Origin of the sequence: Ectopseudomonas composti (genome assembly GCF_900115475.1) — a bacterium.
Classification (GTDB): domain Bacteria; phylum Pseudomonadota; class Gammaproteobacteria; order Pseudomonadales; family Pseudomonadaceae; genus Aquipseudomonas; species Aquipseudomonas composti.
The window spans coordinates 65921-90813 of sequence record NZ_FOWP01000011.1 but is presented as its reverse complement, the minus strand read 5'-3'; the positions used below and the strand labels follow the sequence as shown (position 1 = coordinate 90813).

23 protein-coding genes and 1 riboswitch are annotated in these 24893 nt (G+C 59.5%); of the genes, 11 read left to right on the top strand and 12 right to left on the bottom strand.

Annotated elements, in window-relative coordinates:
• Window positions 1–10: 10 nt before the first annotated feature.
• Window positions 11–871, top strand: a complete 861-nt coding sequence (locus BM059_RS18730) for a hypothetical protein (RefSeq protein ID WP_074940899.1) — start codon at window positions 11–13, stop codon at window positions 869–871.
• Here BM059_RS18730 and BM059_RS18725 read toward each other — a convergent pair.
• From BM059_RS18725 to BM059_RS18710, 4 genes are all read right to left on the bottom strand, one after another.
• Window positions 860–3601, bottom strand: a complete 2742-nt coding sequence (locus BM059_RS18725) for a winged helix-turn-helix domain-containing protein (protein ID WP_074940898.1) — start codon at window positions 3599–3601, stop codon at window positions 860–862. The two genes, BM059_RS18730 and BM059_RS18725, sit on opposite strands and share 12 nt — an antisense overlap.
• 149 nt (window positions 3602–3750) lie before the next feature.
• Complete coding sequence (locus tag BM059_RS18720) at window positions 3751–5118, bottom strand: DUF1329 domain-containing protein (RefSeq protein ID WP_074940953.1); 1368 nt, start codon at window positions 5116–5118, stop codon at window positions 3751–3753.
• Window positions 5119–5150: 32 nt separating this feature from the next.
• Entirely contained in the window at window positions 5151–7151 is a 2001-nt protein-coding gene (locus BM059_RS18715; RefSeq protein ID WP_036999001.1) for a DUF1302 domain-containing protein, read from the bottom strand.
• Between the two features lie 217 nt (window positions 7152–7368).
• Complete coding sequence (locus tag BM059_RS18710; protein WP_074940897.1) at window positions 7369–9051, bottom strand: fatty acid--CoA ligase; 1683 nt, start codon at window positions 9049–9051, stop codon at window positions 7369–7371.
• A gap of 190 nt (window positions 9052–9241) precedes the next feature.
• Here BM059_RS18710 and BM059_RS18705 point away from each other — a divergent pair, with 190 nt between their 5' ends.
• Window positions 9242–10417: a thiolase family protein gene (locus BM059_RS18705; RefSeq protein ID WP_074940896.1), complete on the top strand. Its 1176-nt coding sequence runs from the start codon at window positions 9242–9244 to the stop codon at window positions 10415–10417.
• Between the two features lie 44 nt (window positions 10418–10461).
• Here the strand turns inward: BM059_RS18705 and BM059_RS18700 are convergent, their stop codons facing one another.
• Window positions 10462–11091, bottom strand: coding sequence for a LysE family translocator (locus BM059_RS18700; RefSeq protein WP_074940895.1), 630 nt, complete (start codon window positions 11089–11091; stop codon window positions 10462–10464).
• Window positions 11092–11170: 79 nt separating this feature from the next.
• Between BM059_RS18700 and BM059_RS18695 the strand changes: the two genes are divergently transcribed.
• From BM059_RS18695 to BM059_RS18680, 4 genes are all read left to right on the top strand, one after another.
• Complete coding sequence (locus BM059_RS18695) at window positions 11171–12136, top strand: 2-hydroxyacid dehydrogenase (RefSeq protein WP_074940894.1); 966 nt, start codon at window positions 11171–11173, stop codon at window positions 12134–12136.
• Window positions 12137–12167: 31 nt separating this feature from the next.
• The gene (locus tag BM059_RS18690) at window positions 12168–13163 is read left to right on the top strand and encodes a class I SAM-dependent methyltransferase (protein WP_074940893.1); all 996 of its coding nucleotides are present in this window, start codon (window positions 12168–12170) and stop codon (window positions 13161–13163) included.
• Window positions 13164–13200: 37 nt separating this feature from the next.
• Window positions 13201–13333: riboswitch (yybP-ykoY riboswitch) on the top strand.
• A 77-nt stretch (window positions 13334–13410) separates the two neighbouring features.
• Complete coding sequence (locus BM059_RS18685) at window positions 13411–13995, top strand: TMEM165/GDT1 family protein (protein ID WP_036999012.1); 585 nt, start codon at window positions 13411–13413, stop codon at window positions 13993–13995.
• Window positions 13996–14106: 111 nt separating this feature from the next.
• Complete coding sequence (locus BM059_RS18680; protein WP_074940892.1) at window positions 14107–14550, top strand: ester cyclase; 444 nt, start codon at window positions 14107–14109, stop codon at window positions 14548–14550.
• Window positions 14551–14603: 53 nt separating this feature from the next.
• Here the strand turns inward: BM059_RS18680 and BM059_RS18675 are convergent, their stop codons facing one another.
• Window positions 14604–15425, bottom strand: coding sequence for a M48 family metallopeptidase (locus tag BM059_RS18675; protein WP_074940891.1), 822 nt, complete (start codon window positions 15423–15425; stop codon window positions 14604–14606).
• Window positions 15426–15620: 195 nt separating this feature from the next.
• Between BM059_RS18675 and BM059_RS18670 the strand changes: the two genes are divergently transcribed.
• Window positions 15621–17771 carry a methyl-accepting chemotaxis protein gene (locus BM059_RS18670; RefSeq protein ID WP_074940890.1) on the top strand — a complete coding sequence of 717 codons (2151 nt, stop codon included), beginning with the start codon at window positions 15621–15623 and terminating at the stop codon, window positions 17769–17771.
• A 147-nt stretch (window positions 17772–17918) separates the two neighbouring features.
• Here BM059_RS18670 and BM059_RS18665 read toward each other — a convergent pair whose 3' ends face one another.
• The 3 genes from BM059_RS18665 to BM059_RS18655 are packed head-to-tail and all read right to left on the bottom strand — an operon-like array spanning window position 17919 to window position 19005.
• A complete protein-coding gene (locus BM059_RS18665; protein ID WP_036999017.1) occupies window positions 17919–18536 on the bottom strand; it encodes an SOS response-associated peptidase in 618 nt (205 codons plus the stop codon).
• Between the two features lie 26 nt (window positions 18537–18562).
• The gene (locus BM059_RS18660; RefSeq protein WP_036999018.1) at window positions 18563–18823 is read right to left on the bottom strand and encodes a putative signal transducing protein; all 261 of its coding nucleotides are present in this window, start codon (window positions 18821–18823) and stop codon (window positions 18563–18565) included.
• On the bottom strand, window positions 18823–19005 hold the full coding sequence (locus tag BM059_RS18655) for a CPXCG motif-containing cysteine-rich protein (protein ID WP_036999020.1): 183 nt from the start codon (window positions 19003–19005) through the stop codon (window positions 18823–18825). The genes BM059_RS18660 and BM059_RS18655 overlap by 1 nt, the downstream gene beginning before the upstream one ends.
• Window positions 19006–19260: 255 nt before the next feature.
• Here BM059_RS18655 and BM059_RS25270 point away from each other — a divergent pair, with 255 nt between their 5' ends.
• Complete coding sequence (locus tag BM059_RS25270; protein WP_139220767.1) at window positions 19261–20481, top strand: hypothetical protein; 1221 nt, start codon at window positions 19261–19263, stop codon at window positions 20479–20481.
• A 20-nt stretch (window positions 20482–20501) separates the two neighbouring features.
• The gene (locus tag BM059_RS18650; protein WP_074940889.1) at window positions 20502–21092 is read left to right on the top strand and encodes a hypothetical protein; all 591 of its coding nucleotides are present in this window, start codon (window positions 20502–20504) and stop codon (window positions 21090–21092) included.
• Between the two features lie 6 nt (window positions 21093–21098).
• Here BM059_RS18650 and BM059_RS18645 read toward each other — a convergent pair whose 3' ends face one another.
• Complete coding sequence (locus BM059_RS18645) at window positions 21099–21710, bottom strand: hypothetical protein (RefSeq protein WP_074940888.1); 612 nt, start codon at window positions 21708–21710, stop codon at window positions 21099–21101.
• Between the two features lie 362 nt (window positions 21711–22072).
• On the opposite strand from BM059_RS18645, the gene BM059_RS18640 reads away from it, so the two are divergent.
• The gene (locus tag BM059_RS18640) at window positions 22073–23236 is read left to right on the top strand and encodes a 1-acyl-sn-glycerol-3-phosphate acyltransferase (protein ID WP_074940887.1); all 1164 of its coding nucleotides are present in this window, start codon (window positions 22073–22075) and stop codon (window positions 23234–23236) included.
• 64 nt (window positions 23237–23300) lie between these two features.
• Here the strand turns inward: BM059_RS18640 and BM059_RS18635 are convergent, their stop codons facing one another.
• Entirely contained in the window at window positions 23301–23573 is a 273-nt protein-coding gene (locus BM059_RS18635) for a hypothetical protein (protein ID WP_074940886.1), read from the bottom strand.
• A 273-nt stretch (window positions 23574–23846) separates the two neighbouring features.
• On the opposite strand from BM059_RS18635, the gene BM059_RS18630 reads away from it, so the two are divergent.
• Entirely contained in the window at window positions 23847–24053 is a 207-nt protein-coding gene (locus tag BM059_RS18630; protein WP_004424534.1) for a hypothetical protein, read from the top strand.
• A 61-nt stretch (window positions 24054–24114) separates the two neighbouring features.
• On the opposite strand, the gene BM059_RS18625 is transcribed toward BM059_RS18630, so the two are convergent.
• Window positions 24115–24699, bottom strand: coding sequence for a YajG family lipoprotein (locus BM059_RS18625; protein ID WP_036999029.1), 585 nt, complete (start codon window positions 24697–24699; stop codon window positions 24115–24117).
• Window positions 24700–24893: the final 194 nt, after the last annotated feature.

Genomic DNA, 24893 nt, shown 5'->3' with positions numbered 1-24893 from the left:
GATATTCATCGTGTCATCCACCCTAGCACGTCGCCTGTTCTGGCCGCTGGCCATCCTTTTGCTGGTCTGGCTGCCGCCGCTTGGAGCCGCCGAGCTGTTCTACCTTGGCCAACGCATCCCGGATATTCACAAGCCGTGGCGCAGTGGCGATTACCGGCAGTTGCGCGAAGCCCTGGAGCAGGTCGACAGCACCCAGGCCAACGCGCTGCCGCGGCGCAGTGGCGAATTCACCGGACCGATCTATGAGCGCATGGTCTCGCCGGAAAATTTTCGCCCGCAACTGAACATCTATGCGCCACTGGAGCTGCGCCAGAACGAGGCCCGTGAGGTGCTGTTCGAACTCAAGGAGCTGATGCGCCTGTACTTCGACTTTCGCGCCAAACAGCAGCCCTACGCCGCCGAAGCCCTGGGCCTGATGAGTTACTCGCTGCGCCAGCAGGCCATACTCTTCACCCTCACCACCGAGTTCTGGATGACGCTGTCGCAGAGCGAACAGGGCAACCCGGTGCGCCTGCAAGGACTGCGGGAGACCAAGGCGGCAGCCGCCATGCTTAGCGGCAGCGCGCTGGACTACCTGGAACTGACCCAGGCCTTCGGCCGCGACGAACTGCTGTTGTACAGCGCCGAACTGAGTCAGCAGTTGCCGGAACTGTTCGTGCATCTACCCGCCGATGTGCAAACTCAGCTGCTGGTGCGGATCGAAAAACTCAGCACAAGCCATCGTTACCCACAGGTCGGCCAGGACATGGCGGCCTTGCTGCCAGTGCTGCAGATGATTCATGAGGATGTACAACGCAAATTGGCGCAACCCGTGAAGCCAGAGGTGAAGGCGCCGACACTGGATCTGTCGGCACCGACCTCAACGCAATAGGCCAAGCCCCTTGGCACGAGCGACGGCCTGAGTGCGCCGCTCGACGCCAAGTTTGCTGTTGATATGGCGGGCGTGAGTTTTGACCGTGTGCAGTGAAATGAACAACTGCTCGCTGATCTCCTGATTCGAGCAACCACGCGCGATCAGTCGCAACACGGCCAGCTCGCGGCCGCTGAGTTTTTCGGTGAGCGGACCTTCCTCAATTTCGGATACTTCTTCGAACCGCTGCGCTGCCGGCAACTGCCCAAGCAAGGCGTCGCGTACCAGGCAGGCAGTACGCCCCTGCAGACGCTCACGCAGCCACTGCGGCTGATGCTGCAACAGCTCGATGAAGGTCAGCAGCGCACCGCCTTGAGCAAGGTCCAGACAACTATCGAGCTGTTGCTGAGCCTCTCGCTCGCGGCCGGTCTGCTTGAGTAATTGCGCGAGCTGCGCCTGCGCCATCAAGCCAACCAGTTGGCCACCCAATCCCTGCGCACGCTGCTGCAACGCGCGCAGACGGCGCTCGGCATTCTCCAGCCCGCCTTGCAGGCGCTCCAGTGCTGCCAGTTGCAGATCGATGTGCAGCGCCAACTGCGGGTGAAACTCCGGCGCCAGCGCTCGCCCCTGCTCACCATAGGTTTCCGCCAATTGCGGCAGCCAGGCGGCCGCCAGCTCGACCTGTCCTTGCCGCAACCACAGCTCGCACTTGATCAGCGTGATCATCGCCAGGTAGTAAATCGCCGGCACATCCCAGACATGCATCAGGCGCTCAGCCTCACCGAGCAAGGCAAATGCCTCGGCAGGCCGCCCATCACGTCCTTCCAGGCTGGCCAGCACGCAATAGCCGATCAACGCGCCAACGTCGCGACAGGCACGAGCTTCGGCAATCCCCTTGCGCAAGCAATCCACGGCTTGAGGCTGCAGGCGCAGACTGAGCAGATAGCCCTCATATATCATCAACCGCGCACGCACGGAGTAACTGCGTTGTGCAGGCAAGCGCTGCGCCAGCAGCAGCCCCTGATGCACCTCCTCCTGCGCGCGCAACACTTCGCCGCGGGCCTGCAGCACGCGGGCGCGCTCATAATGGGCAAGCGCCTCTAACAAGGGATTATCGATACGCTGCGCCAATTCCAGCGCATCGCGATTCAGCCCTCGTGCACGCCACAGGTCGCCGCGCACCATGGCCAGGTTGGACAACGCCGACAAGCACATGAAATGCGGGCCGTAGCGCTCCGCCGGCAAGCCGGTCAGTGCCTCGCTGCACTGCTGCTCGGCGCGAACGCCATCGCCACGGCCACGGGCGATGACCCCGTCGAGCGCCTGCCACTGCGCCAACAGGCTGCGCTGGGCGACCGGGTCGGCAGTTGGCAGGAAACGGCTGAGCTGATCGAGCAGCTCCTGTGCAGCGTCCAATTGGCAGGCCAATGCCAGTGCCCAGCCATAAAGCATGATCAGTCGTGGCGTACTGGCCAGCAGATCGTCCGGCAGGTTGGTTTTCCAGCGCAGCAGCATGGCGATGTTCTGCTCCGCCAGCATCTGCTCCTCGGAAAGGTTCTGTACCAGACTGGCGGCGACATCGGCCTGCCCGGCCAGTAGCGCCTGCTCAATGGCGGCATCCAGCATGCCTTGCGCAGCGAACCAGCGGCAGGCGCGCAGGTGAGCACCGCTACGCGAACGGCTCAAACCCTCGGCGGGGCGCGCATTGAGCAGATCGGAAAACAGATGGTGATAACGAAACCAGTGCCCCTGCTCGTCCAGCGGCACCAGAAATACCTGGTTGGCCTGTAGCTGGCGGATGATCGCGGCGCTGTCATGGCTGTCACGAACCGCGTCGCACAGTTCAGCGCAGAAGCGCTCCATGCAGGCGGTGTCGTAGAGAAACTGTTGCACCTCGGCGGGCTGTCGCTCGATGACCTCCTCGAGCAAATACTCACGAATCAACCCTTCACCACCGTGCAGTTGCAATCCCTCGTCTGCTTCAGCCAGTTCTTCGACGGCCAGTAACCACAGGCGCAAACCAGCGATCCAGCCCTCGCTGCGCTGCAAAATCCCAGTGACCTGTTGCTGCTCAAGGTGTGCGCCCTGACTGGCCAGCAGTGCGTCCAGCTCTGCTGCGGTCAGGCGTAGATCCTGCTCGTTGAGTTCGAGAAGCTGTCGCGACAGGCGCAAGCGCGCCAGATGCCAGTCAGGCCGCTGACGGCTGGTGACCAACAGCAGCACGCCGGGAGGCAGATGGTTGAGAAAAAATTGCAGGCATCGGTCGAGCACCGGTCCCTGCGCTAGATGGTAGTCGTCCAATACCAACAACAGCGGCTGGCCATCGTCAAGTTGCTGGGTCAGCTCATCGAGCAAACCGTCGAGCCACTGTTCGAATGCGAAGGGTTGATGGCGTTGGCGCATCTTCAGCAAACCTAGCGCTTCCTCACCCAGACCAGGATAGAACTGCTGCAGCCCCTGCAACAGACGCTCGAGAAAACGCCCCGGGTCATGATCGCGCTCACTCAGCCCGAGCCACAGACTGCGCCAGTGATCCGGCAGTCGCTCACAGAACTCGATGGCCAGCGAGCTCTTGCCAAAGCCGGCAGCCGCACTGACCAGCAGCAAGCGCCCCTGCAGACCTTCTTCGAGACGCTCGCACAACCTGGGTCGCGGCATATGCCCTGCCGGCAGAGGCGGACGATAGAAACGCGCCTCCGCCGGTGTGGCCGGCGCGTAGGAAAAACCTGGCAAGCGGGAAAGATCTGTCATCGGCCTATTCTTGGAAGTCTATTTAAGCATCAGCGGGCTCGATCTGAACCCAGCCTAGCGACTTGCAATGGCCATTTGAAGCGCCTGCTACAGTCCGTAACGAAAAAGCCGGCACAAGGCCGGCTTCGTCGTGTTGCTCGAGACAGGTTTTAACGGACGCCAGCCTGACGCAGAGCGGCCGGGGTGTAATCGCTGCCAGAAGCCTTGTAGTTGAAGTCGTAGGCTTGTTTCTCCTCGTTCTTCATACCCAGAGCCAGGTAGCGACCGGACAGCAGGTCGTACAGGGTTTCAATGGTGTACCACGGCACTTGCTTGTCGTAGTAGTACTGGGCATGCGCCTCAGCCACGCGCCACAGGGTGCCACGACCGTCGTAGTGGTCGATCAGAGCAGCTTGCCAGGTGTCCTCGTCGATGTAGAAGTCACGCTTAGCATAGATGTGACGCTCGCCCGACTTCAGAGTCGCGGTCACGTGCCATACACGGTGCAGCTCGTAACGCGTCAGGTCCTGGTTGATGTGACCGGCCTTGATGATGTCGGAGTACTTCAGGTTCGGCGAGTCCAGCTTGTAGGAGTTATACGGGATGTATATCTCCTTCTTGCCTTCCAGTTTCCAGTCGTAACGATCCGGCGCACCGTTGTACATGTCGAAGTTGTCAGAGGTGCGCAGACCATCTGCAGCGGTACCCGGACCGTCGTAAGACACCTGCGGTGCACGACGCACGCGACGTTGACCGGCGTTGTACAGCCACGCCAGACGCGGCTCCTTCACCTGGTTGAGGGTTTCGTGCACCAACAGTACGTTACCCGCCAGACGCGACGGAGCCGTCACGCGTTGTTTGAAGTAAAACAGTACGTTGCTTTCCTTGTTCGGATCGAAGTCGGTCAGCGCGTCACGGAAGGTGAACTCGTCCTGGAAGTAGACCAGCGAGTAAGAGCCATTCGGTTGCGGAGTCGCCTGAGTCACCAGACGACGCACGCTACCGCCGCGATAGCGGGTGATGTGGTTCCAGATCGCTTCCAGACCGTTCTGCGGAATCGGGAAGGGGTTGGCGGTCTGGAAGTTCTCCAGGCCGTTACCACCCTCCACCATCTTGGTATTGACCGCATTCTGCTTGGCCGCCTCCAGCACCGCAGCCGGCAGATTGGCCGAGCGATGGGTCGGGAACACCGGCATCTTGTAGCTTTCCGGATAGCGCTTGAACATCGCCAGCTGGCCGGGGGTCAGCTTGTCCTTGTACTGATCGACGTTTTGCGCAGTGATGGTAAACAGCGGCTGCTCGTTGGCGAACGGATCAGCCAAAAAGCCTCGCGGATCGACTGCACCAGCGTTGGCCGGCAGACCACCGGTCCAGGCTGGGATCGAGCCATCGGCATTGCCGGCCATCTCGGCACCAACCGGGGTCAGCGTATTACCCAGCTTCGCGGCCTCATCCGGCGATACTGCCGCCATCACGCTGGTCGTCAGCAGAGACAGAGTCAGGACACCGCTTTGCCACAGTTTTTTTGTTGTTTTCATTTGCATCATGATTCCTCGAAATTCCTGGCCGCTTAGAAGTTCATACCGAAGCTGAGCGCGACGAAGTCGCGGTCAACGGAGGTGTTGTAAGTGCCGCCGAAGAAGTTGGTGTAGGACAGGCCAGCGGTATAGGTGTTCTGGTAGTCGGCATCCAGGCCCAGACTTACGGCTTTGGCGCCTTCGTTGAACAGACCGTTGGGGCCGTAGCCCTCCACGTCATGAGACCAGGACACGCTTGGACGCAAGTTCACACCAACAATGGCATTCGGGTAATCCCAGATCGCACGGGCGCGGTAGCCCCAGGAAGTGGATGTCACGAAACCATCATTGTTGCAGTATTTGCTGGGCGAGCCCTTGGTGCTGTTAGCCAGAACCTGACATTCGCCATTGGGTAGTTCACCGGAACCGAACACGGGGTCGCGGCCATAGCGCGCTTTGCTCGTGCTTTCCAGACCGCCAACATGGGTGACACCAACTTCGCCCACTAGAGTCAGACGGCTAGCGCCCATGACCTGATCGAAGAAGTGAGTGAAGGTAGTTTGGAACTGAGTGATTTCCTTACGGCGGTAACCGTGGGTGGTACCGCCCGGCGCGCCTTGCAGCACGGAGACGTTGGGACGTACCGGTGTCAGGCCGCTGTAAAGTACATCAACGGTATTGAGCTGCACCGGAGCGTTGGGGCGGTAACTAAGCTCACCGCTCCAGGCAGTACCGGTGGGTAGAGTGGTAGAAAAGCTAAGACCGTAGAGACGAATGTCTTCCGGATACTCCATAAAGTATTTACCGGAGCCTGCGATCATGGCGGTGGCTACACCTGATCCAGCCGCCGCCGCAGCCTGCCCCGGTCCGCTAGCAAGAACGCCCGCCGTTACCTGCTGTTGCACTTGAGCCAGGACTCCCGGGTTCGCGCACGCGCCTGCCAGAGCCGCACATTGCTGGGCCACCAATTGAGCAACCGCGGGCCCGATCAATCCCTGAACCACGCCTTGACCGACCCCGGGCGCAGCCGCATATGCCCCCGCAGGTCCAGCCTGCCCACTGAAGACTGGCGTGCGACTGTGGTAGTTCATCGCATACAGGCCAAACTCCGTATCCAGCGGTTCGAACATATAACGGAAAGCCACGCCCCACTGTCCGCTATCGCGCGCATCGCGGTCCCCTCCGCGAGGAATGATCACGCCCTCTGAAGTCGTTCGGTAAGGATAACCAGCCGCCGCCGCTGCCCCCGACAAAGCAGGGTTACCGAGCGCTGGACTCAGAGCAGCCAGGTTGTCGGTGCAACCGTCTGCGACCACGTCAGCCTGAGCAAAGAAGGTACCGCAGTTATCAACTACTGTCTGATCCCATTCCAACTGGTAGAAGGTTTCCATGGAAAGGTTATCAGTAAGACTCTGGGCCACATAGAACATGTTGACCGGGATCAGACCTTCCTTGATCTCCGCACCAGGACGGCGGAAAGCTGCTGCATCGACCGGATTGATGGCGTTGATGCTGTTCTGAATGAAGGTACTCTCGCCCCAGCTGACCACTTGCTTGCCCAGGCGAACTGAACCAGGCTGATTGCCAATGGCATAGTTGTGATAGATGAATGCGTCGAGGATCTCGCCACCCGAGGATTGGGCGCCTTCCTTGCGGTTGCTGTCGCTAATGTCCTTGAACAGTCGGCTCTCGTCTTTCAGCTCAAAGTCGTACCAGTATTTGCCCCGGACGAATACACCGGTATCACCGTACTTCAATTCAAGATCATGGATACCCTTGAAGATCTTCGAGAAGGTTTCACCACGTTTAAAATTAAGCCGTGAGTCGTCCGAAGTCTGAGAAAGACCGTTGCCGCCATTGTTGAAACCGATAAGGTCCTTATCTGCCTTGGAAGTCGACCAACTCGCCCCCACCGACAGCGACGAGTCGAACTGCCCTTCGATCTCACCGATATTGAAAGTGACGCCGAATGCCGGAGCGGCAAGGGTGGAAGCGAGGCTGACGGCCAGCGGCAGTTTTGCCAGGCGCCAGTAGGGTTTTGTTTTTGTTGTCATCGACGCTACTCCATGTGTTTTTTGTTATGGATGCTTTGACTATAGCCAGCGTGTGGTACTGCTTGATCCCTCGAAAGTGTGATTTGCAGCCCCCAAGCACTCTGGCTCGCAGGTTTCAGGCCCTGCCCCTAGCCAAGCATGGACGTGAAACAGCAATTAGCAAGCCAAACGCTTGTTTGACTGAGCGGTCACTTTCACCACCCAGTCAATTGGCACCTCACAGCGTGGACAGGAACGCGCTGCCAGCCTCTTGCCACTGGGCGATTTCGACGCGAATGCGTTTCTTGTCCAGTTTGCCGACACTGGTCTTGGGAATTTCAGTAACAAGGGCGATTTGCGTAGGGATCGCCCACTTGTTGATGTGCCCTTGCTCGACGAAAGGCTTGAGGTATTCCTTGAGCCCTTTGGCATCCAGCCCCTGCTCTTCGCGCAGCACCAAGAGTGCGAACGGGCGTTCGCCCCATTGCGGATCCGGTACACCAACCACAGCGACTTCACGCACTGCTGGGTGCCGACTGATCAGATCTTCCAACTCCAGCGAGGAAATCCACTCACCGCCGGTCTTGATCACATCCTTGATGCGATCACGAATCTCGATAAAGCCCATGCCATCGATGGTTGCCACATCGCCGGTGTGCAACCAGCCATGCGCCCAGAGCTCTTCGCCCTTCTCCGGCTCGCGGAAATAACCTTGAGTCAGCCAGGGCGCGCGCAGTACCAGCTCGCCCTGGGATTCACCATCACTTGGCAAGAGCTTGCCATCAGCATCCATGATCGCGGCTTCTACCATCGGTACCGGAATACCCGCCTTGATCCGGTAGGTGGTGCGCTCGTCCTCGTTGCCGGCGCGCAGCTCCTCATTGAGATAGGCGCAGGAAATCAGCGGGCAGGTCTCGGACATGCCATAGGCTGCGGTCAGCTGGATACCACGCGCCTTGGCCGCCTCGTAGAGTGACCGATTGAGCGCGCTGCCGCCGATGATCATCTTCATCCCGCCGAAATCATGGCCCTGCGCGCCCGGCGCGCTCAGCACCATCTGCAGGATGGTGGGGACGCAGTGGGAGAAGTTGACCTTCTCCTCCTTGATCAAACGGCAGAGCATGTCCGGCTCGTAGCGACCGGGGTACACCTGCTTGACCCCGAGCATAGTGGCCACGTATGGCACGCCCCAGGCATGCACGTGGAACATCGGCGTGATCGGCATGTAGACATCGTCGTTGCCCAGCAGGCGGATGCTGTCCAGGCCGCCCATGGTGGTCGCCATGGACATGGTGTGCAGCACCAGTTGCCGGTGGGTGAAGTACACGCCCTTGGGATTACCGGTGGTGCCGGTGGTATAGAAGGTGGTAGCCACCGAGTTCTCGTCGAAATCGGCGAAATCGTAGTGCGGGCTGGCCGCCGCCAGCAGGCTCTCGTACTCGCCGACGAGGTTCGGCAGGTCGGCGTTCTTGTCCTCGCCATCGGTCAGCAGCAGGGTCTTGTCGACAGTGGTGAGTTGCCCGGCAATGCCGTTGTACAGCGGTACGAACTCGCTGTTGACCAGCACGAAGCGGTCTTCAGCATGATTCATGGTGTAGAGAATCTGGTCCGGCGACAGGCGAATGTTGATGGTGTGCAGCACCGCGCCGAGCATCGGGATGGCGAACATGCACTCGAGGTAGCGGTGGCTGTCCCAATCCATCACCGCCACGGTATCGCCGGCCTTTACCCCCGCCTCGCTGAGTACGTTGGCCAGCCGGGCAACACGCTCGTTGAAGGTGGCGTAGCTGTAGCGCAGCTTGTCGCGATAGACGATTTCACGGGTTTTCTCGTAACGGCTACCGGAGAGCAGCAGGCGCTTGATCAGCAGCGGATAGGCATGAGCGTTTTCGGCGGGAGGGATCAGTCGGGTCTGCAGCATGAAGTCACCTTGAGGCACGCTAGGAATTGGTATGCAGCGACTCTAGAGCGGTGCCTGCACAGCGAAATCAGCCCAAAGAATGATTTGCCACGTGACTCTATGGCCACTTTTGGTCACAGGTTAGAATCAAGCCAACCAGCCGGTCCTTAAACAGGCGGCACCGAGCCACTCTTTCGTTCGAGGTAACAGCATGTCCGATATCGTCATCGTCAGCGGCGCCCGTACCCCCATGGGCGGTTTTCAAGGCAGCCTGGCCAGTGTGCCAGCCGTCGAGCTGGGCGCCGCCGCTATTCGCGAAGCGGTCAGGCGCGCGGGTATCGAGCCAACCGACGTACAGGAAGTGATCATGGGCTGCGTACTGCCAGCCGGCCTCAAACAAGGGCCGGCACGCCAGGCCTCGCTCAATGCAGGCCTGCCCGCCGCTACCGGCTGTACCACCATCAACAAGCTGTGCGGCTCGGGCATGAAAGCCGTGATGATGGCCTTCGATTCGCTGAAGGCCGGCAGCAACCAGGTAATGGTCGCCGGCGGTATGGAAAGCATGTCCAACGCGCCCTATGTACTGGAGAAAGCCCGTACCGGCCTGCGCATGGGCCATGGCGAAATCAAGGATCATATGTTCCTCGACGGCCTGGAGGACGCTCGCACCGGCCGCCTGATGGGCTCCTTCGCCCAGGAGACAGCCGATAAATACGGCATCAGCCGCGAGGAAATGGATGCCTACGCCATCGAATCGCTGCGCCGCGCACAGGTGGCGATCAAGGACGGTTCGCTGGACGCCGAGATCGTCCCGATCACCGTCACCTCGCGCAAAGGCGAAGTGGTCGTTAAAGATGACGAGCAGCCGCTGACGGCCAACCTGGACAAGATCCCCGCACTCAAGCCTGCCTTCAAGAAGAACGGCACCATCACAGCGGCCAACGCCAGCTCGATTTCCGACGGCGCCAGCGCGCTGCTGCTGATGACCGCCGATGAAGCGGCCAAGCGCGGCCTCAAGCCGCTGGCCAAGGTCGTTGCCCACGCGACCCAAAGCCAAGAGCCGAGCGAGTTCACCCTGGCCCCCATCGGCGCGATGAGCAACCTGCTGAAGAAGACCGGCTGGAGCAAGGACGAGATCGACCTATTCGAGATCAATGAAGCCTTTGCCATGGTGACCATGCTGGCCATGCGTGAACACGGCCTGGATCATGCCAAGGTCAACGTGTTCGGCGGCGCCTGCGCCCAGGGCCACCCGGTGGGTTCCACTGGCTCGCGGATCATCCTCACCCTGATCAACGCCCTGCAGAAAAAAGGTGGCAAGCGCGGCGTTGCCTCGCTGTGCATCGGCGGCGGCGAAGCAACAGCGGTGGCCATCGAACTGCTGTAACCCGCCCCATCAGCAAAGAGCCCCGCAATTGCGGGGCTCTTTGGTCAACGCATCTCGGTCAGCGCCAGCTTCACACCGATCCCCACCAGTACCGCTCCCATCAGCCTGTCGAACCAATGCCCCATACGGGCGAAGCCAGCGCGCACGCGTTGCTGGCTGAACAACCAGGCCACCAGGCAGAACCAGAACGCAGTAGCCAGTGCCAGGTAGATACCGTAACCAGCTTGCACCGCCACCGGCGTATGCGGATTGATCACCACGGTGAACAGGGAAAGGAAGAACAGCGTCGCCTTGGGATTGAGCCCGTTGGTGATGAACCCCGTGACGAAAGCACCACGACCGCTACGCTCGCCTGCCGCCAGACTCAGCTCCGCACTGGACGGATCAGCCGGACACGCACGCAGCGCCTTGATACCGAGATACAGCAGATAAGCCGCTGCCAACCATTTCAGCGCGTTGAACAGGACGATGGACTGCGACACGATCAGGCCAATACCCAACAGCGAATAGGTGACGTGCACCAGAATGCCGGTGCCCACCCCGAGGGCAGTGAACAGCCCTGCGCGGCGACCGTAGCCGACGCTCTCACGCACGACGATGGCGAAATCCGGCCCTGGGCTGGCCACCGCCAGCAGGTGAATCAAGGCAACGGTGAGAAATTCACTCCAGTACATGGCGGCTCCGCATCGACAGTGAAGGTCTGGTAGGCTCGCCAATCTACTCTTGAGACCCTCCTGCGAAAAGGTATAGCTGATGAGCAACAGCCCACGCGCCGTCTTCCTCGACCACGCCTCCCTCGACCTTGGCGACCTCGACATGCAACCCCTGCATCAGGCCTTCGCCGAGCTGACCCTGCACGCACATACGCGTCCGGATCAGGTCGCCGAACGCCTGCAAGGTGCCCAGGTCGCCATCAGCAACAAGGTGCCGCTGGACGCGGCTACCTTCGCCGCCTGCCCCGAGTTGAAGCTGGTGCTGGTCGCCGCCACTGGCACCAACAACATCGACCTCAAAGCCGCCAGTACCCACGGCGTGACCGTTTGCAACTGCCAGGGCTACGGCACCCCGTCCGTGGCGCAACACACCCTGATGCTGTTGCTGGCCCTGGCCACGCGTCTGCCAGACTACCAACGCGATATCGCCGCCGGCCGCTGGCAACAAGCCAGCCAGTTCTGCCTGCTCGATCACCCCATCGTCGAGCTCGAAGGCAAGACCCTGGGCATGCTCGGCCATGGTGAGCTGGGGGGGGCCGTCGCCCGTCTGGCCGAAGCCTTCGGCATGCGCGTATTGCTTGGCCAACTGCCCGGCCGCCCGGCGCGGGCCAATCGCCTGCCGCTGCACGAACTGCTGCCGCAGGTCGATGCACTGACCCTGCACTGCCCGCTCAATGAACAGACCCGCAACATGATCGGCGCCGAGGAGCTGGCGCTGATGAAACCACGTGCCTTTTTGATCAACACTGCTCGCGGCGGACTGATCGACGAACAGGCACTGGCCGATACGCTGCGTCGCGGCCATCTGGGCGGCGCCGCCACTGATGTGTTGCTGCAGGAGCCACCCAAAGACGGTAACCCGCTGCTGGCAGCGAACATCCCACGCCTGATCGTCACGCCGCACAGCGCCTGGGGTAGTCAAGAGGCACGCCAGCGCATCGTCGGCCAGATGGTCGACAACGCCGCCGGCTTCTTCGCCGGTGCGCCGCTGCGAGTCGTCGGGTAAGCTGCGCAGCTTTTTCAGGCAGGAACCCACCATGGATGCGCGAAGCGAAGTTCTCCTGCGGCAGGCCGACCTGTTCGGTGGCGAGCTGCTGTTGGCTGGCCTGCCGGCTGACGATCTGCTCAGTGCCCTGCCGCTGGCGCGCGGCTGGAACTGGCACGCGGGCGACCAGGCCTTACTCGCCACGCGCTTTGCCGGTCGTAGCCAGTTCGACACGCGCATGCCAGAGGGCGACTACCGCGCTGCCGTGCTGTTCCTGCCCAAGTCACGCGAACTGACCGATTACCTGCTGCACGCCCTGGCCTCGCGCCTGGCCGGCAAGCCGCTGTACCTGGTCGGGGAAAAACGTGGCGGTATCGAGCGCGCGGCGAAGCAGCTGACGGCCTATGGCAAGCCGCGCAAACTCGACAGCGCGCGGCATTGCCAACTCTGGTGCGTCGAAGTGCAGCAGGCGCCGCCCGTACCCGATCTGCATGCCCTGGCACAGAGCTATTCATTGCCGCTGAGCGATGGTGCGCTGGAGATCGTCACCCTGCCCGGCGTGTTCGCCCATGGCCGTCTGGATCGCGGCAGCGCACTGCTGCTGGAACACCTGGACGATCTGCCAAGCGGCCACCTGCTGGACTTCGGTTGCGGTGCTGGCGTACTCGGTGCCGTACTCAAACGGCGCTATCCGGCCAGCGAACTGAGCCTCCTGGATGTCGACGCCTTCGCCTTGGAGAGCAGCCGCCTGACACTTGCACGCAATGGTCTGACGGCCAACCTGATCGCCGGCACCGGGATCGAGTCGGCGCCAGAAGGGTTGAGCGCCATCGTCAGCAACCCGCCCTTCCATCAGGGCGTGCACACCGATTACCAGGCCAGCGAGAACCTGCTGACCCAGTCGGCGCGCCATCTGGTGAAAGACGGTGAGCTGCGCCTGGTGGCCAACAGCTTCCTCAAATACCCCCCGCTGATCGAACGCCACCTGGGGCCTTGCCGCACCCTGGCCGATGCGGACGGTTTTCGTATCTACAGCGCACATCGCTGAATTGGGGTTGCTCCCCGCGTAGCGCTTGGGCACAATTGCGCCCGTCCTAGGGGAGTAGTCTCCCGCGAGCGCCCTGCTCGCCCGGCATGCGTCAACACACTTGCTCCGCAGAGCATGGCGCATGCGACCCAAGGCCTACGTCGATAGGCTTGCGGTTTGACAAGACCTATGACACGTACAACCTCACCCGGGGCGGGAAGGTCGTTCGTGTCATAAGCCGTGTTGACCCGCCCCTTTAGGAAACCTGATGCTGGAATCCCTGTTCGTCCCCACCTTCATCGTTGCCCTCGCCGAAATCGGCGACAAGACGCAATTGCTCGCCCTGCTGCTGGCCGCCCGCTTCCGCCGGCCCTGGCCGATCATCTGGGGTATCGTCGTCGCCACACTGGCCAACCATTTTGCAGCAGGCGCCATTGGCAACTGGGTTGCAGGCTTCTTCTCGCCTGCCACCTTGAGCTGGATTCTGGCTGCCAGCTTTGTCGCTGTGGCGGCCTGGACCCTGGTTCCGGACAAACTGGACGATGACGAGGAATCCGGCCTGAAGAAATACGGCCCCTTCCTCACCACCCTGATTGCCTTCTTCCTCGCCGAGATGGGTGACAAGACTCAGGTCGCGACCGTGATGCTGGCGGCGCAGTATCCGCACTTCATCCTGGTGGTGATCGGCACCACGCTGGGCATGCTGCTGGCGAACGTACCGGTAGTGCTGGCAGGTAATTTCGCCGCCGAACGCTTGCCACTGACCCTGATCCGCCGTCTGGCGGCCTGCGCCTTCGCCGTCCTGGCGATCTACGCTGGCTATCAGGCAATGAAACTGAGCGGCATGATCTGACACATTACTGACGCCAACGGGCTGGCATTTCGGCCAATCCCAGCCCCCTCCTGCCTGCTGCTAAAGTGCGTGCCACGTCACGTAGCTCAGCGATGCAGTCGGGAGGGCGGCATGTCATTGGATGATCGCAAGAAGGTGGTGTGCCAGCACATCGACCTGACCTGGAACAAAGGTCGCCTGGCTCTGGCCGAACAACTGCACAGTCGCGACTTTCTCTACAAGAGCTCGTTCATCGGGCGCCCACTCGGCAGCGCAGGCTTCAGTCAGATGGTGCAGGACGTCCGCCACGCCATGCCGGACCTGCAGATCGTGATCGAGGAGTGTGTCGCCGAAGGCTACAAGGTGGTGACCTGGAGCACGCTGATCGGCACCATCCAGAAACCCGCACTGGGCTACCCGCCGAGCGACAAGGTACTAAGCATTTCGGCCATGGCGTTCTGGACGCTGAATCCCGGCAACGAGATTCAGGAAATCTGCACCATGTTCGACATGGAGAGTTTCCGCGCCCAACTGGGTCTGCAACCTCGCCCCTTCGCCGAAACGGCACTACCCTGAAACGCAAACGGCGCGCCGTGAACCCTCACGCAGCGCCGTTTTTACGTCCGAACCTAACGCCCGGCCTTGGCCTGTTCGTACAGCGGCATCACTTTGGGAATCGCCGCCTGTAGCGAGGCGATACGGCTGCTGGACGAAGGGTGAGTGCTCATGAACTCGGGCGGCGCGCCGCCACCGGCAGCCTCCATCTTCTGCCACAGGCTGATGGCCGCATTCGGGTCATAACCTGCACGCGCAGCCAGCTCGAGACCGATCAGGTCAGCCTCGTTCTCGTTACCGCGACTGTTGGGCAGAGTCAGACTGTACTGCACCACGGTATCGGCCATCGCCATGCCAGTCTCGCCGAGACCGAGCAACGCACCAGCGCCCTGCTTGGCGACCTGAATGCCATAGGCCTTGGACATCGCCTCACGGCTGTGCTCGCGCAAGGCATGAGCCATCTCGTGCCCCATGATGGCGGCAATCTCGTCATCGGTAAGTTTCAGCTGCTCGATGATGCCGCTATAAAAAATGATCTTGCCGCCGGGGCCGCAGTTGGCATTGAGCTCCGGACTCTTGATCAGGTTGGCCTCCCATTGCCAGTTGGCGGCGTCCGGGCGGAAACGCGGCGCCTGCGGAATCAAGCGACCAGCGACGGTCTGTAGACGCTTGGCGTTGGCACTGCTCTTGTCCAGCACGCCCTTGCTCGACGCCTCGCTCAGAGTTTGCTGATAGGACTGCGCGTACATCTGATTGACTTCTTCGGCTGACAGCATGCTGAACATGTACTGCTTGCGCTCCACGCCAACCGCACCACCGCTGGTGGTATTGACTGCCTGGCAACCGGTCAGCAGCAACGCCGCAGCCAGGCCACTCAGATAAAGAACCTTGCTCATCGAGCCATCTCCTTGAATCGGACGCCCTATGCTAGGCCGCCCCCGCACGGCGGGCAACCATGCCACTTGCGCGATGGCCGCACGCCATCTTTGCTGAATACGACACCAGCCTGTGCGTCAGCACCAACCCATTAAGGTTTTCACCTGTCACTGCCGATAGACCGTGACAGGCGCACTTTGCGTCCGGGAGCTCACATGAAGTTCAAGTCGATCCAGTTTTCCGTCGCTTTCCTGGCCGGCGCCAGCGTGCTCGCGGTGGTCGTGGCGCTGGTGCTCTACGCCCTGTTCGCCAGCGGCCGAACTCAGAATCTGGTGCAGGAGCGTACACAGAAGCTGCTGGAGCAAGTCATCGAGCAGCGCCTGTCTGCATTGGCGCAGGCGCAGGTCAGTGAAATTCAGCGTGAACTGGAAACCCCACTGCAGATCACCGCAGACCTGGCACGGATCAACGCCATGCTCGGCATGACCGACGCCAACGGCAGCCCGATGCTCAGCATCAGTCGCGAAGAGCTGGCCAATCTGGTGCACGAAACCACAGCACAGAATCCCAAGCTGCTCGGCAGCTATCTGGGCTGGGAACCGAACGCCTTCGATGCCAGTGACGACATCTATGCCGGTAGCAAGGAAAACGGCTACGACGGCACCGGTCGCTTCCTGCCCTGGTGGTTCCGCAATGCCGACGGCAGCCTGGGCATCGACGCCATCGGCTCGACCGAAAGCGAGGAGCTACTGCCAACCGGCGTGCGCGCGGGCGAATACTACCTTTGCCCGAAAGAACGTAAACGGCCCTGCGTGATCGATCCGGCCCCCTACGATGTCGGCGGCAAGATGACCATGCTCGCCTCCTTTACCTCACCGATCCTGGTCAACGGCGAGTTTCGCGGCATCGCTGGCGCCGATCTGGCGGTGAATTTCATTCAGGAACTATTGGTAAAGGCTGACGCCCAGCTCTACAACGGCGCGGGTGAGATGGCGCTGATCGCCAGCAACGGACGCCTGGTCGCCTCGACCAAGGCGCCAGACAAACTCGGCGAGTCTGCCACCGCTCTGCTCGATGCCAACGAAGTGACCAACCTCGGCAAACTACAGCCCGGTCAGCCGCTTTACTCCATCGATGCCAAAGAAGACCCCGAGCACAGCCATATCGAACTCTTTCTCAGCTTCAACATCGGCCAGAGCGACACGCGCTGGGTGCTGATGCTGGTGCTACCGCTGCAAGCCGTGATGACCGACCTGCACCAGTTGCAAGGCGACCTGGCCGCACAGCGCGACGCGGATACGCTGGGCATGACCCTGGTCGGGCTGCTGATCGCGGGTCTGGGCCTGCTGATAATCTGGTTCGTCGGCTACGGCATCGCCCGCCCACTGCGGCAGATGGTCGGCATGCTCGACGACATCGCCAAGGGCGATGGCGACCTGACGGTACGCCTGCAGGTCGATCGCAAAGACGAACTCGGACAGATCGCCGCCGGCTTCAACGCCTTCCTGAGCAAACTGCAAACCATGATCGCCGCCGTGGTGACCTCGGTGCAGCAGGTCAGTGACTCCTCCGAGCACACCGCCGACATCGCCATCCGCACCAACCAGGGTGTGCAGAAGCAGCTGGCCGAGATCGAACTGGTGGCCACAGCCGTCCATGAGATGACCGCTACCGCGCAGGACGTCGCACGCAACGCTACCCACGCTGCCGAAGCCGCCAACCATGCTGATCGCGCAGCTAACCAGGGCAAGCAGGTGGTACAGGAAACCTCGGTGGCCATCGCTGCGCTGGCCACCGAAATCAGCCGCGCCGTGGGCGTGGTGCAGAACCTGGCCAAGGACAGCGAGAACATCAACGCCATCCTCGTCGCCATCCGCGGCATTGCCGAGCAGACCAACCTGCTGGCGCTCAACGCGGCCATCGAGGCGGCCCGCGCCGGTGAACAGGGCCGTGGCTTCGCCGTGGTCGCCGACGAGGTGCGCAACCTGGCGCAGAAAACCCAGCAGGCCACCGAAGAAATTCAGACCATGATCCAGCAGCTGCAGCAAGGCACGCGCGAAGTGGTCAAGGTGATGGAGCAGAGCCAGAGCAAGACCGACGACAGCGTGGAGCATGCCAACCAGGCCGCTCAATCGCTGGAATCCATCACCCAGGCGGTATCAGTGATCAACGACATGAACACGCAAATCGCCAGCGCAGCCGAGGAGCAGAGCGCGGTGGCCGAAGACATCAACCGCAACGTCACCAATATCGGCCAGGTCGCCAACGAGGTGGCAGGCGGCGCCGACGAAGCCAGCCAGGCCAGCGCCCAACTGACCAAACTGGCCGAACAACAGCGCCGCCTGATCAATCAGTTCAAGGTTTAGGAACGGTGACAGGCGAACCTCTGTAGCCCGGATGCAATCCGGGGAGCAGGCAATACGGCTCCCGGATTGCATCCGAGCTACGCGCTTCATTATCTGTAGGGCGCCGATCCCGCATCAGCCGCGGTGAGCACGGCGCACCCTACCGGCTCAGGCCGGCGTCAGACACTCCGGCGCATCCAGCTTCGGGTCGTTAACCAGGGTCGCCAGGGCGCGCTCGCGCAGCGCAACCTGCGGCTTGGCCAGCAATGCCGCCAACTGCTCGGGCGGCGTATCGTTGCTCAACCATAGCGCCTGCTCATGCTCGTCGAGAATCAATGGACGACGCAGCGTCGCGGCTTCCTGGGTAATCAACGCCACGCTCAGGTAGTCATGCCCGGTAACCGGATACAGCTCCCACAAGGCCGCGAAATACATCAGCGACTCGCCGTTGGTCATCCAGTACGGCCGCTTGCGCACGCCCCCGCGCCATTCATAGAAGCCATTGGCCGGCAGCAGCGCGCGGCGCTGGCGAAAAGGTTCGCGAAACATCGGCTGCCCGGCTAGCGTTTCAGCCCGCGCATGCGCCGGCGTCTTGGACAAATCCTTGAGCCAGGCGGGTGTCAGCCCCCAACGCGCCGCAGCCGCCTGCGGTCCACTTGCGCCGCTGCGCAGCATCAACACCTGGCCGTTGGGTGCCAGGTTCCAGTGCGGCTTCTGGTCAGTGGGAAAACCGGGTAACGCCGCGAAAGCGGGCGACCAGCGGAACAGGGCATAACGTCCACACATGAAACGACTCGACAGGCAGGGGCGCGTCAACAGAGCAGCACGCCCTGAAAAGACTCTGGCTCATCGCCAGGCACAGGTTGCGCCGTATTGTACTCAGCGATCAGCGTACGTGCCCGTTCGGCGTCCAGATCAGCAACCACCAGACCGAGCAGACCGCACGCCGGCAACTCCCCCACCGCGCCAACCAGATGCTGACCGAGCAGGTGCGCCTCGACGCCCTCGCTGGCCAGCATGTCCACCAGCATCTGCCCTTCCAGCAGGTTTTCCGGCTCGTAGATTCGTTGCATCAGTCGTTCTCCGCACGAACGTCCAACTCCCACTCGGTGCCGTCTGTACGCAGTTCGAACTCGATCGGCCGACAGCACACCGGACAGTCTTCGATGTAAGACTGATCCCCACCCGACAGATCCAGCAGCGCCTCGGCCGGCTCGCCGCAATAGGGGCAATAATACGATTCGCTTTCCAGCATCGCGGCCTCCTTGTGACTTGGCGGTATGACCTCATGGGCCTTACAACGTCTCATAATCCCTTATAGCATGGGGCTATCCAGCTTCTTACTCATGCAATTCCCTAACAAAATCTAATACTATCTAGTCTTTGTGGTCACTCCAGAGTAGCTTAGCGGTAGCTTTTTCGCCGTGCTATTCGATGCACGTATAGAACAACCACATCACACCAAAATCATTGGATTTTTCTGCAGGCAAGATCAAGGAGAGATTAGGAATTGTCACCGCAAGATCTACAGACAGCTAGCTCGATAATAGGGATGATAGGCGGCATACTTGGCTTAATCGTATTCCTAGACACATACGCACTTAAATTTAAGCCCGAAATAATCATCTCAACCAAGTTATATTTCAAATATAGAACCGACACAAAACATGAAATATTAAAAAATGTAGATCTTGAATCCGTAGTAATTAAAATTGAAATAATCAACAAAAGAGCAAAGTCCGGAAGGATCGATGACTTCGCTATAAGAATCTACGATTCAAGCTCAATATCCCCAACGCCACTTATGTTATACGCCGAGAATACCTTATCTGACACCCCCATCAAATCAAGCCCAACCCTTTTAAACATCACACCTTTTTCTCCTATTTCCGTGCTTGCAAAAACAAGCAAAACTGTCGTAGTAGAATTCAAGCCAGAGAAATATCTATCCGCTATTATTGACCCTCAGGGCTCCACACGACTAGAGCTCTTAAGCTACACAACTGAAAGCGGCTGGAAGAGCACCCCGACATACTCCCCACATTTCTTCTTACCCTATAATGAAGAGTTCCCCGACGATGGACTCATTGAGCTTTCCTTATTCGACTCAGACTTAATTCGCAAAAAAGCCTCCACCCCTCTCCCCAAACCTAAAACATCTGTATACGAAGGATTAAGCGACAAAGAAATACAATTCAAAATTCGCAAACCTTATTACATGATACTAAGTCTTAGCAGTAAACAGCGAAAACTTGCAAAACTAACCATCGAAGCAATAAAGCTATTTTCAAGAGAAGCTTTCATCAAGTACATAACATGGCCCATACTGCAAAGAAAATCCTCCAAGACTCCAAGATTCTCCATAAGCAATGCAAATGCTCACCTTTCAAAAGACACCTCTAACGCACTCACAACATGCAAAGAAAATCTAACCCTGCTAGCAAGCCGCATCAATAAAACTGCAGAGCCAAGGGCATCAATAACCATTACGGATAATGATTCGCAAGGCTTCACCATATCAAGAGCAAATCGCTCCTTAAAATTCTACAAAAGCGGCGACGGGATAATTAGAATCGAGGAAACCTCTGGTTACCCGAAGAAAAACTCCTTCGAACTACGTTTGATTGAATATCCTTTTGGCTTTAGACTTTGGCAGCTAAACAAGAAAACGATGACACTAAAAGCGGCCTGTATAACCGTCATAGACCTGTTAGTACTAATAGCCTATTGATTCATGGGGAGAGCACGGCAATGGGTCTTCACATTAGTGCGGTATCTGAGCTTCCTCTTTCAGAGGAAAGGAATTACTACATCTACGTTCTAGACTATTACAACTGGGATGAGCCTATCTCCAACACGCTTCACTCCAACCACTCTAGAATAGCCAATTTTTGTTCCAAAAATAATGCCATCATGATAACAGGCCTTCCCGATAGCCACTTCTACTCGGAAGTACTCTCCTGGGTAAAAATCAATGGCGAAGGTCCATCAAGAGTCCTTCCCGCCTTACTCATAACCACAATCCACCCAAGATACTTTATTGAAGCCAGCAACAGCAGGCCCAGCTCCGAAATATCAGAAGCATTAATATTTTTAAAAATAAGAGACATCTGCAAAACACCAACCGACGTAGTTGATCTTTTAGAGAAAATATTTAACGACATATCGAACAGTAAAAAAATAAAAGACTTCACTATCGCAAGAAAACTTAAGGCGCATGAAGGCAAAGCCTTGGTTGACGCACTAATACTAGAGCCAAGTATTGCGGGATTTGGAGTCGATATCAAAAAACTCGTATCATGGGGCAAGCAAAAGATCAATTCAGCTATAAAGAAAGCCTAGCCTTATTTATGGCGACCTATTCCCTGAGTAACTTTGATTCCGATTATGAAGTTGCATACTTGATTTGCAGTTCCGCCTTTCAAGGCTTCCTTCACCCCCAATGAAGGTGCAAACCCAGTCACCCGGCTTTTGCTCTTGCCCAACGATCACAATCTCTTGCCGTGTTTGTGCAGTTGCTTGCTGTTTTTCGCTAGCAATCACTGGTGCGTTGAAGCTGACCACGTTAGCTGCGCCCTGCGGTCTGTAGTTTTGATCATTGAAGACGGTCTGTCTTTCTGGCTGAGTGGGTTCGGGGTCGTATGCCCCTCCTCTTTCGATAACTAGCGGTTCTTCAGTGCGGAATGTCTGTGGCGGGGTGTAGGTTTCGCGTCTTGCAACTGCGCCTTGTGGCCGGGCGCTTTCTTGCTGCTTCGGTTGGGGTTGTAGCAGGCCGATATCGTCTCTAAGTCCATCGCCACTGGCGATTGTTTTGGCTCTGTCGATAAAGCCACCACCGAACAGGCTTAGCCCGCCTACGACTACGCCCGTTCCTATCGCCATGATTGCCACCATCCGCCAGGGGCCTTCCTGCTTCCTGGTCTTCAGGTACTCCGGCATATCGTCCATGTCGGCTTTCATATGCTGCCCTCCCTATCTCCTTGCAAACCATCGCCGGGCCACTGCTGCTGTTATCTGCTGCCCGCGCTGTGTCCTTCCAAGTTTCTATCCGCTTCGTTGTAGTCGGGGTTGATCTGACCGCGTGCCGGGTCGACCTGCCCGTGAACGATATATAGCTCGTACTTCGGCTATGCCTTGATCAGTTCCGGGAAACCCTCAAGCCCTGTTTGCTTTTCAAGAAAAAATGCCTGCTCTGCCTCTGAAAGCCTCCGTCCTTGCGGGCTTCGATGATTCGCTGTGACTTGACGCTATAATCGCCGGTCTACTGCTCACCCTGTTAAGCAGACACCATTCCAACCTTAGCCGTTCTAGAACAAGAGAGCATGATGGGCGCATTCGATGCCATCCGACCCTATGCCGATGCAGAAGTGCGCCCCGTACTGGCGCGCCTGCTCGCCGATCCGGCGTTTCTCGGCACCCTCACTCGTTTTCGCTTTCCGCGACTGGCCGGGCCATTGGGCTGGCTGCTCAAGCCGCTGATCGCTGCGCGCCTACGTGGCGAGTTCGCCAGCGTCGATTCGGTCAGCAAGCTGCAGGAAAAGATCGAGCCCTACATCGACCGCACCATCGAGCACGCCAGTGACGGCATCAGCTACTCCGGCCTGGAGCACCTGCAGTCGGGCAAACCCTATCTGTACCTGGCCAACCACCGTGACATCGTCATGGATCCGGCCTTCGTCAACTACGCCGTCTACCATGCCGGCCTGCAGACACCACGTATCGCCATCGGCGACAACCTGCTGCAGCGCCCCTTCGTCAGCGACCTGATGCGCCTGAACAAGAGCTTCATCGTACACCGCTCGATCAGTGGGCGACGCGAGAAGCTGGCGGCCTATCAGCTGCTCTCGGCCTATATCAACCATTCGATCCGCGAAGACGGCGAATCGATCTGGATCGCCCAGGCCGAAGGCCGTGCCAAGGACGGTGACGACCGCACCGATTCGGCCATCCTCAAGATGTTCCACATGAGCCGCAAGGACGAGCCGTTCGCCGAGGTCATCGACTCGCTGAATCTGATCCCGGTGTCGATCAGCTACGAGTACGACCCTTGCGACCTGGCCAAGGCCCGCGAGCTGAGCATGCGCGCAGCCACCGGCAGCTACACCAAGGCGCCAGGCGAGGACGACGCCAGCATTGCCCTGGGCATTACCGGCTACAAAGGACGCGTGCACCTGCACTTCAGCCCGCCGATGGCCGGCCTGGAAGACACCAAGCAACTGGCGCAGGCACTGGATCGCCATATTCTCGGCCAGTACCGTCTGTTCCCCGTCCACTACCTGGCCTACGCCATGTGGGAGGGCCGCGAGGCCGAGCTGAACGTGCCGGCGGCAAGCGAGGTATTCCCCGCTGCAGAACTGGCCAAGGCCGAAGCGCAGTGGAACAAACGCCTGGCCGCCTGCAGCGCCGAAGAAAAACCGTTCCTGATCCTGCAGTACGCCAACCCGGTGCGTAACCAGTATCGAATCAAGGCTGGCCTGCCGCTCTAAGCCCCCCCCGCGACAAAAGAAAACGGCAGCCACCAGGGCTGCCGTTTTCGCTAATCGCTCAAACTCAAAGCTGCGTACTGAACCAGGACAGCAACAGCGCCACCCCCAGGCTGAGAGTGCCAAAGCGATAGAAGAAGCGATTGATACGCTGGGTACGCTCATCCACCTCAATTTCGTCCAGCCCGCCCTGAGCCAGCACGCGCGCCATGCCGCGCTGCTCACGCATACGGGTCATCAGGCATAACCAGGCACCCGCCAGGGCAAAGAACAAGGCCAGTGAATTGAGCGCCCCCGCCGGATGGGCGAGGAACAGGGACCACAACACCTGCAGCGACATGCGACACCTCGAGAACAGCATGGTGCAGCAGCCTAGCCATCGCACCAGAATGGGGATTTCAGCCGAAAAGCGCGCCTCTCAGCCATTGAAAAGTCGCCGCGCAGTTTACTGAAACCTCGCTTTTATAAGGTTCGTTTCCGACGAACGCAGCTCGCTATCCCGAAATCGTCTGAAAACTGTCATATGCCTGGCCTAGGGTTTGTATCTCTAAGAGTGACCACACAGTCACGACTGTTGCTGGAGCCAAACCTAAATGTCCCTGGAGGACCTGCCATGCTCAATTCACAACCGCTGGATCGCGATTACCTGATCGACTCGCTGGATGAAGTGGACGCCGTGGTCGACGAACTCTCCTTCAACGTGCAGGACCAGCACTGGCTGGTGTACTGCGCCCTCGGCGGCCATGAGCACTACGACCTGCCGGATATCGACAACCGCACCGGCATGAGCCTGCCGGAGTTCTACGCCGAGGCGGCGTGAAGACCCGAGACAAATGAAAACGCCCCGCAATGCGGGGCGTTTTTCGTAGCGGCGTTATGGATTACTGCAGCAGAACCTGGCCAATGGTCGGGTCCTTGAACGCACGAGTCAGTGCGTCGCTGAGCACGTCGCTCACTAGTTTGCTGTTGGTCTGCTGGTTCGGCGCGGAGCCGAAGCGCTGGTTCAGCGAGGCGCCATAACGACCAGTGTAGCGGCGGCTGCCACCCTGCACGTCGGCACGAATGGAGGCAGAGATATCGGCCTCGGTGACGTACATGCCTTCTTTCGGCGACTGATACTTGAGGTCCGCCAGGGTGATGGTCAGCTGCGGCGCGTTATAGGCATTGGGCGACGGGGTAAAACCGAGCAGACGCACGGCCGCTTCGGCCTCGGCCTGCAGTTTTGGCAGCACGTAATCAGGGCTGACGCTGATGGAGCTGGTTTCCGGATACAGGCCGCCGCGGGTGCCAAGCACCGGCGAAGGGCGACCATCAACCACGCGCACCACCACCGGCTGGCCTTGACCCACAGGGGTCAGCGAGCTGGTGAGCTTGGGTTGCGGGGTGAGTTGCTGAGGGCTGAGGGCACAACCGGCCAGAGTCAGGCTGGTGGCAGCAAGCAAGGCGATCAACGCACGGTGCAGCATGCTCATCTCTCCGAGTGAGGTAAAAGTGGCCGGCAGTATAACCAGCACGGCCTGAGGCCGACAGTAGCGCTGCATAGGACCATCGGCGTGCCGTTGCGGTTCCTGTCATCAGCCTGTCACCGCGCCCTGGCATAAAGGTAAAACCCACCACGCTGGAGCCTCTGCCATGCTTTTGCGCCGCCTATTCAGCCGCT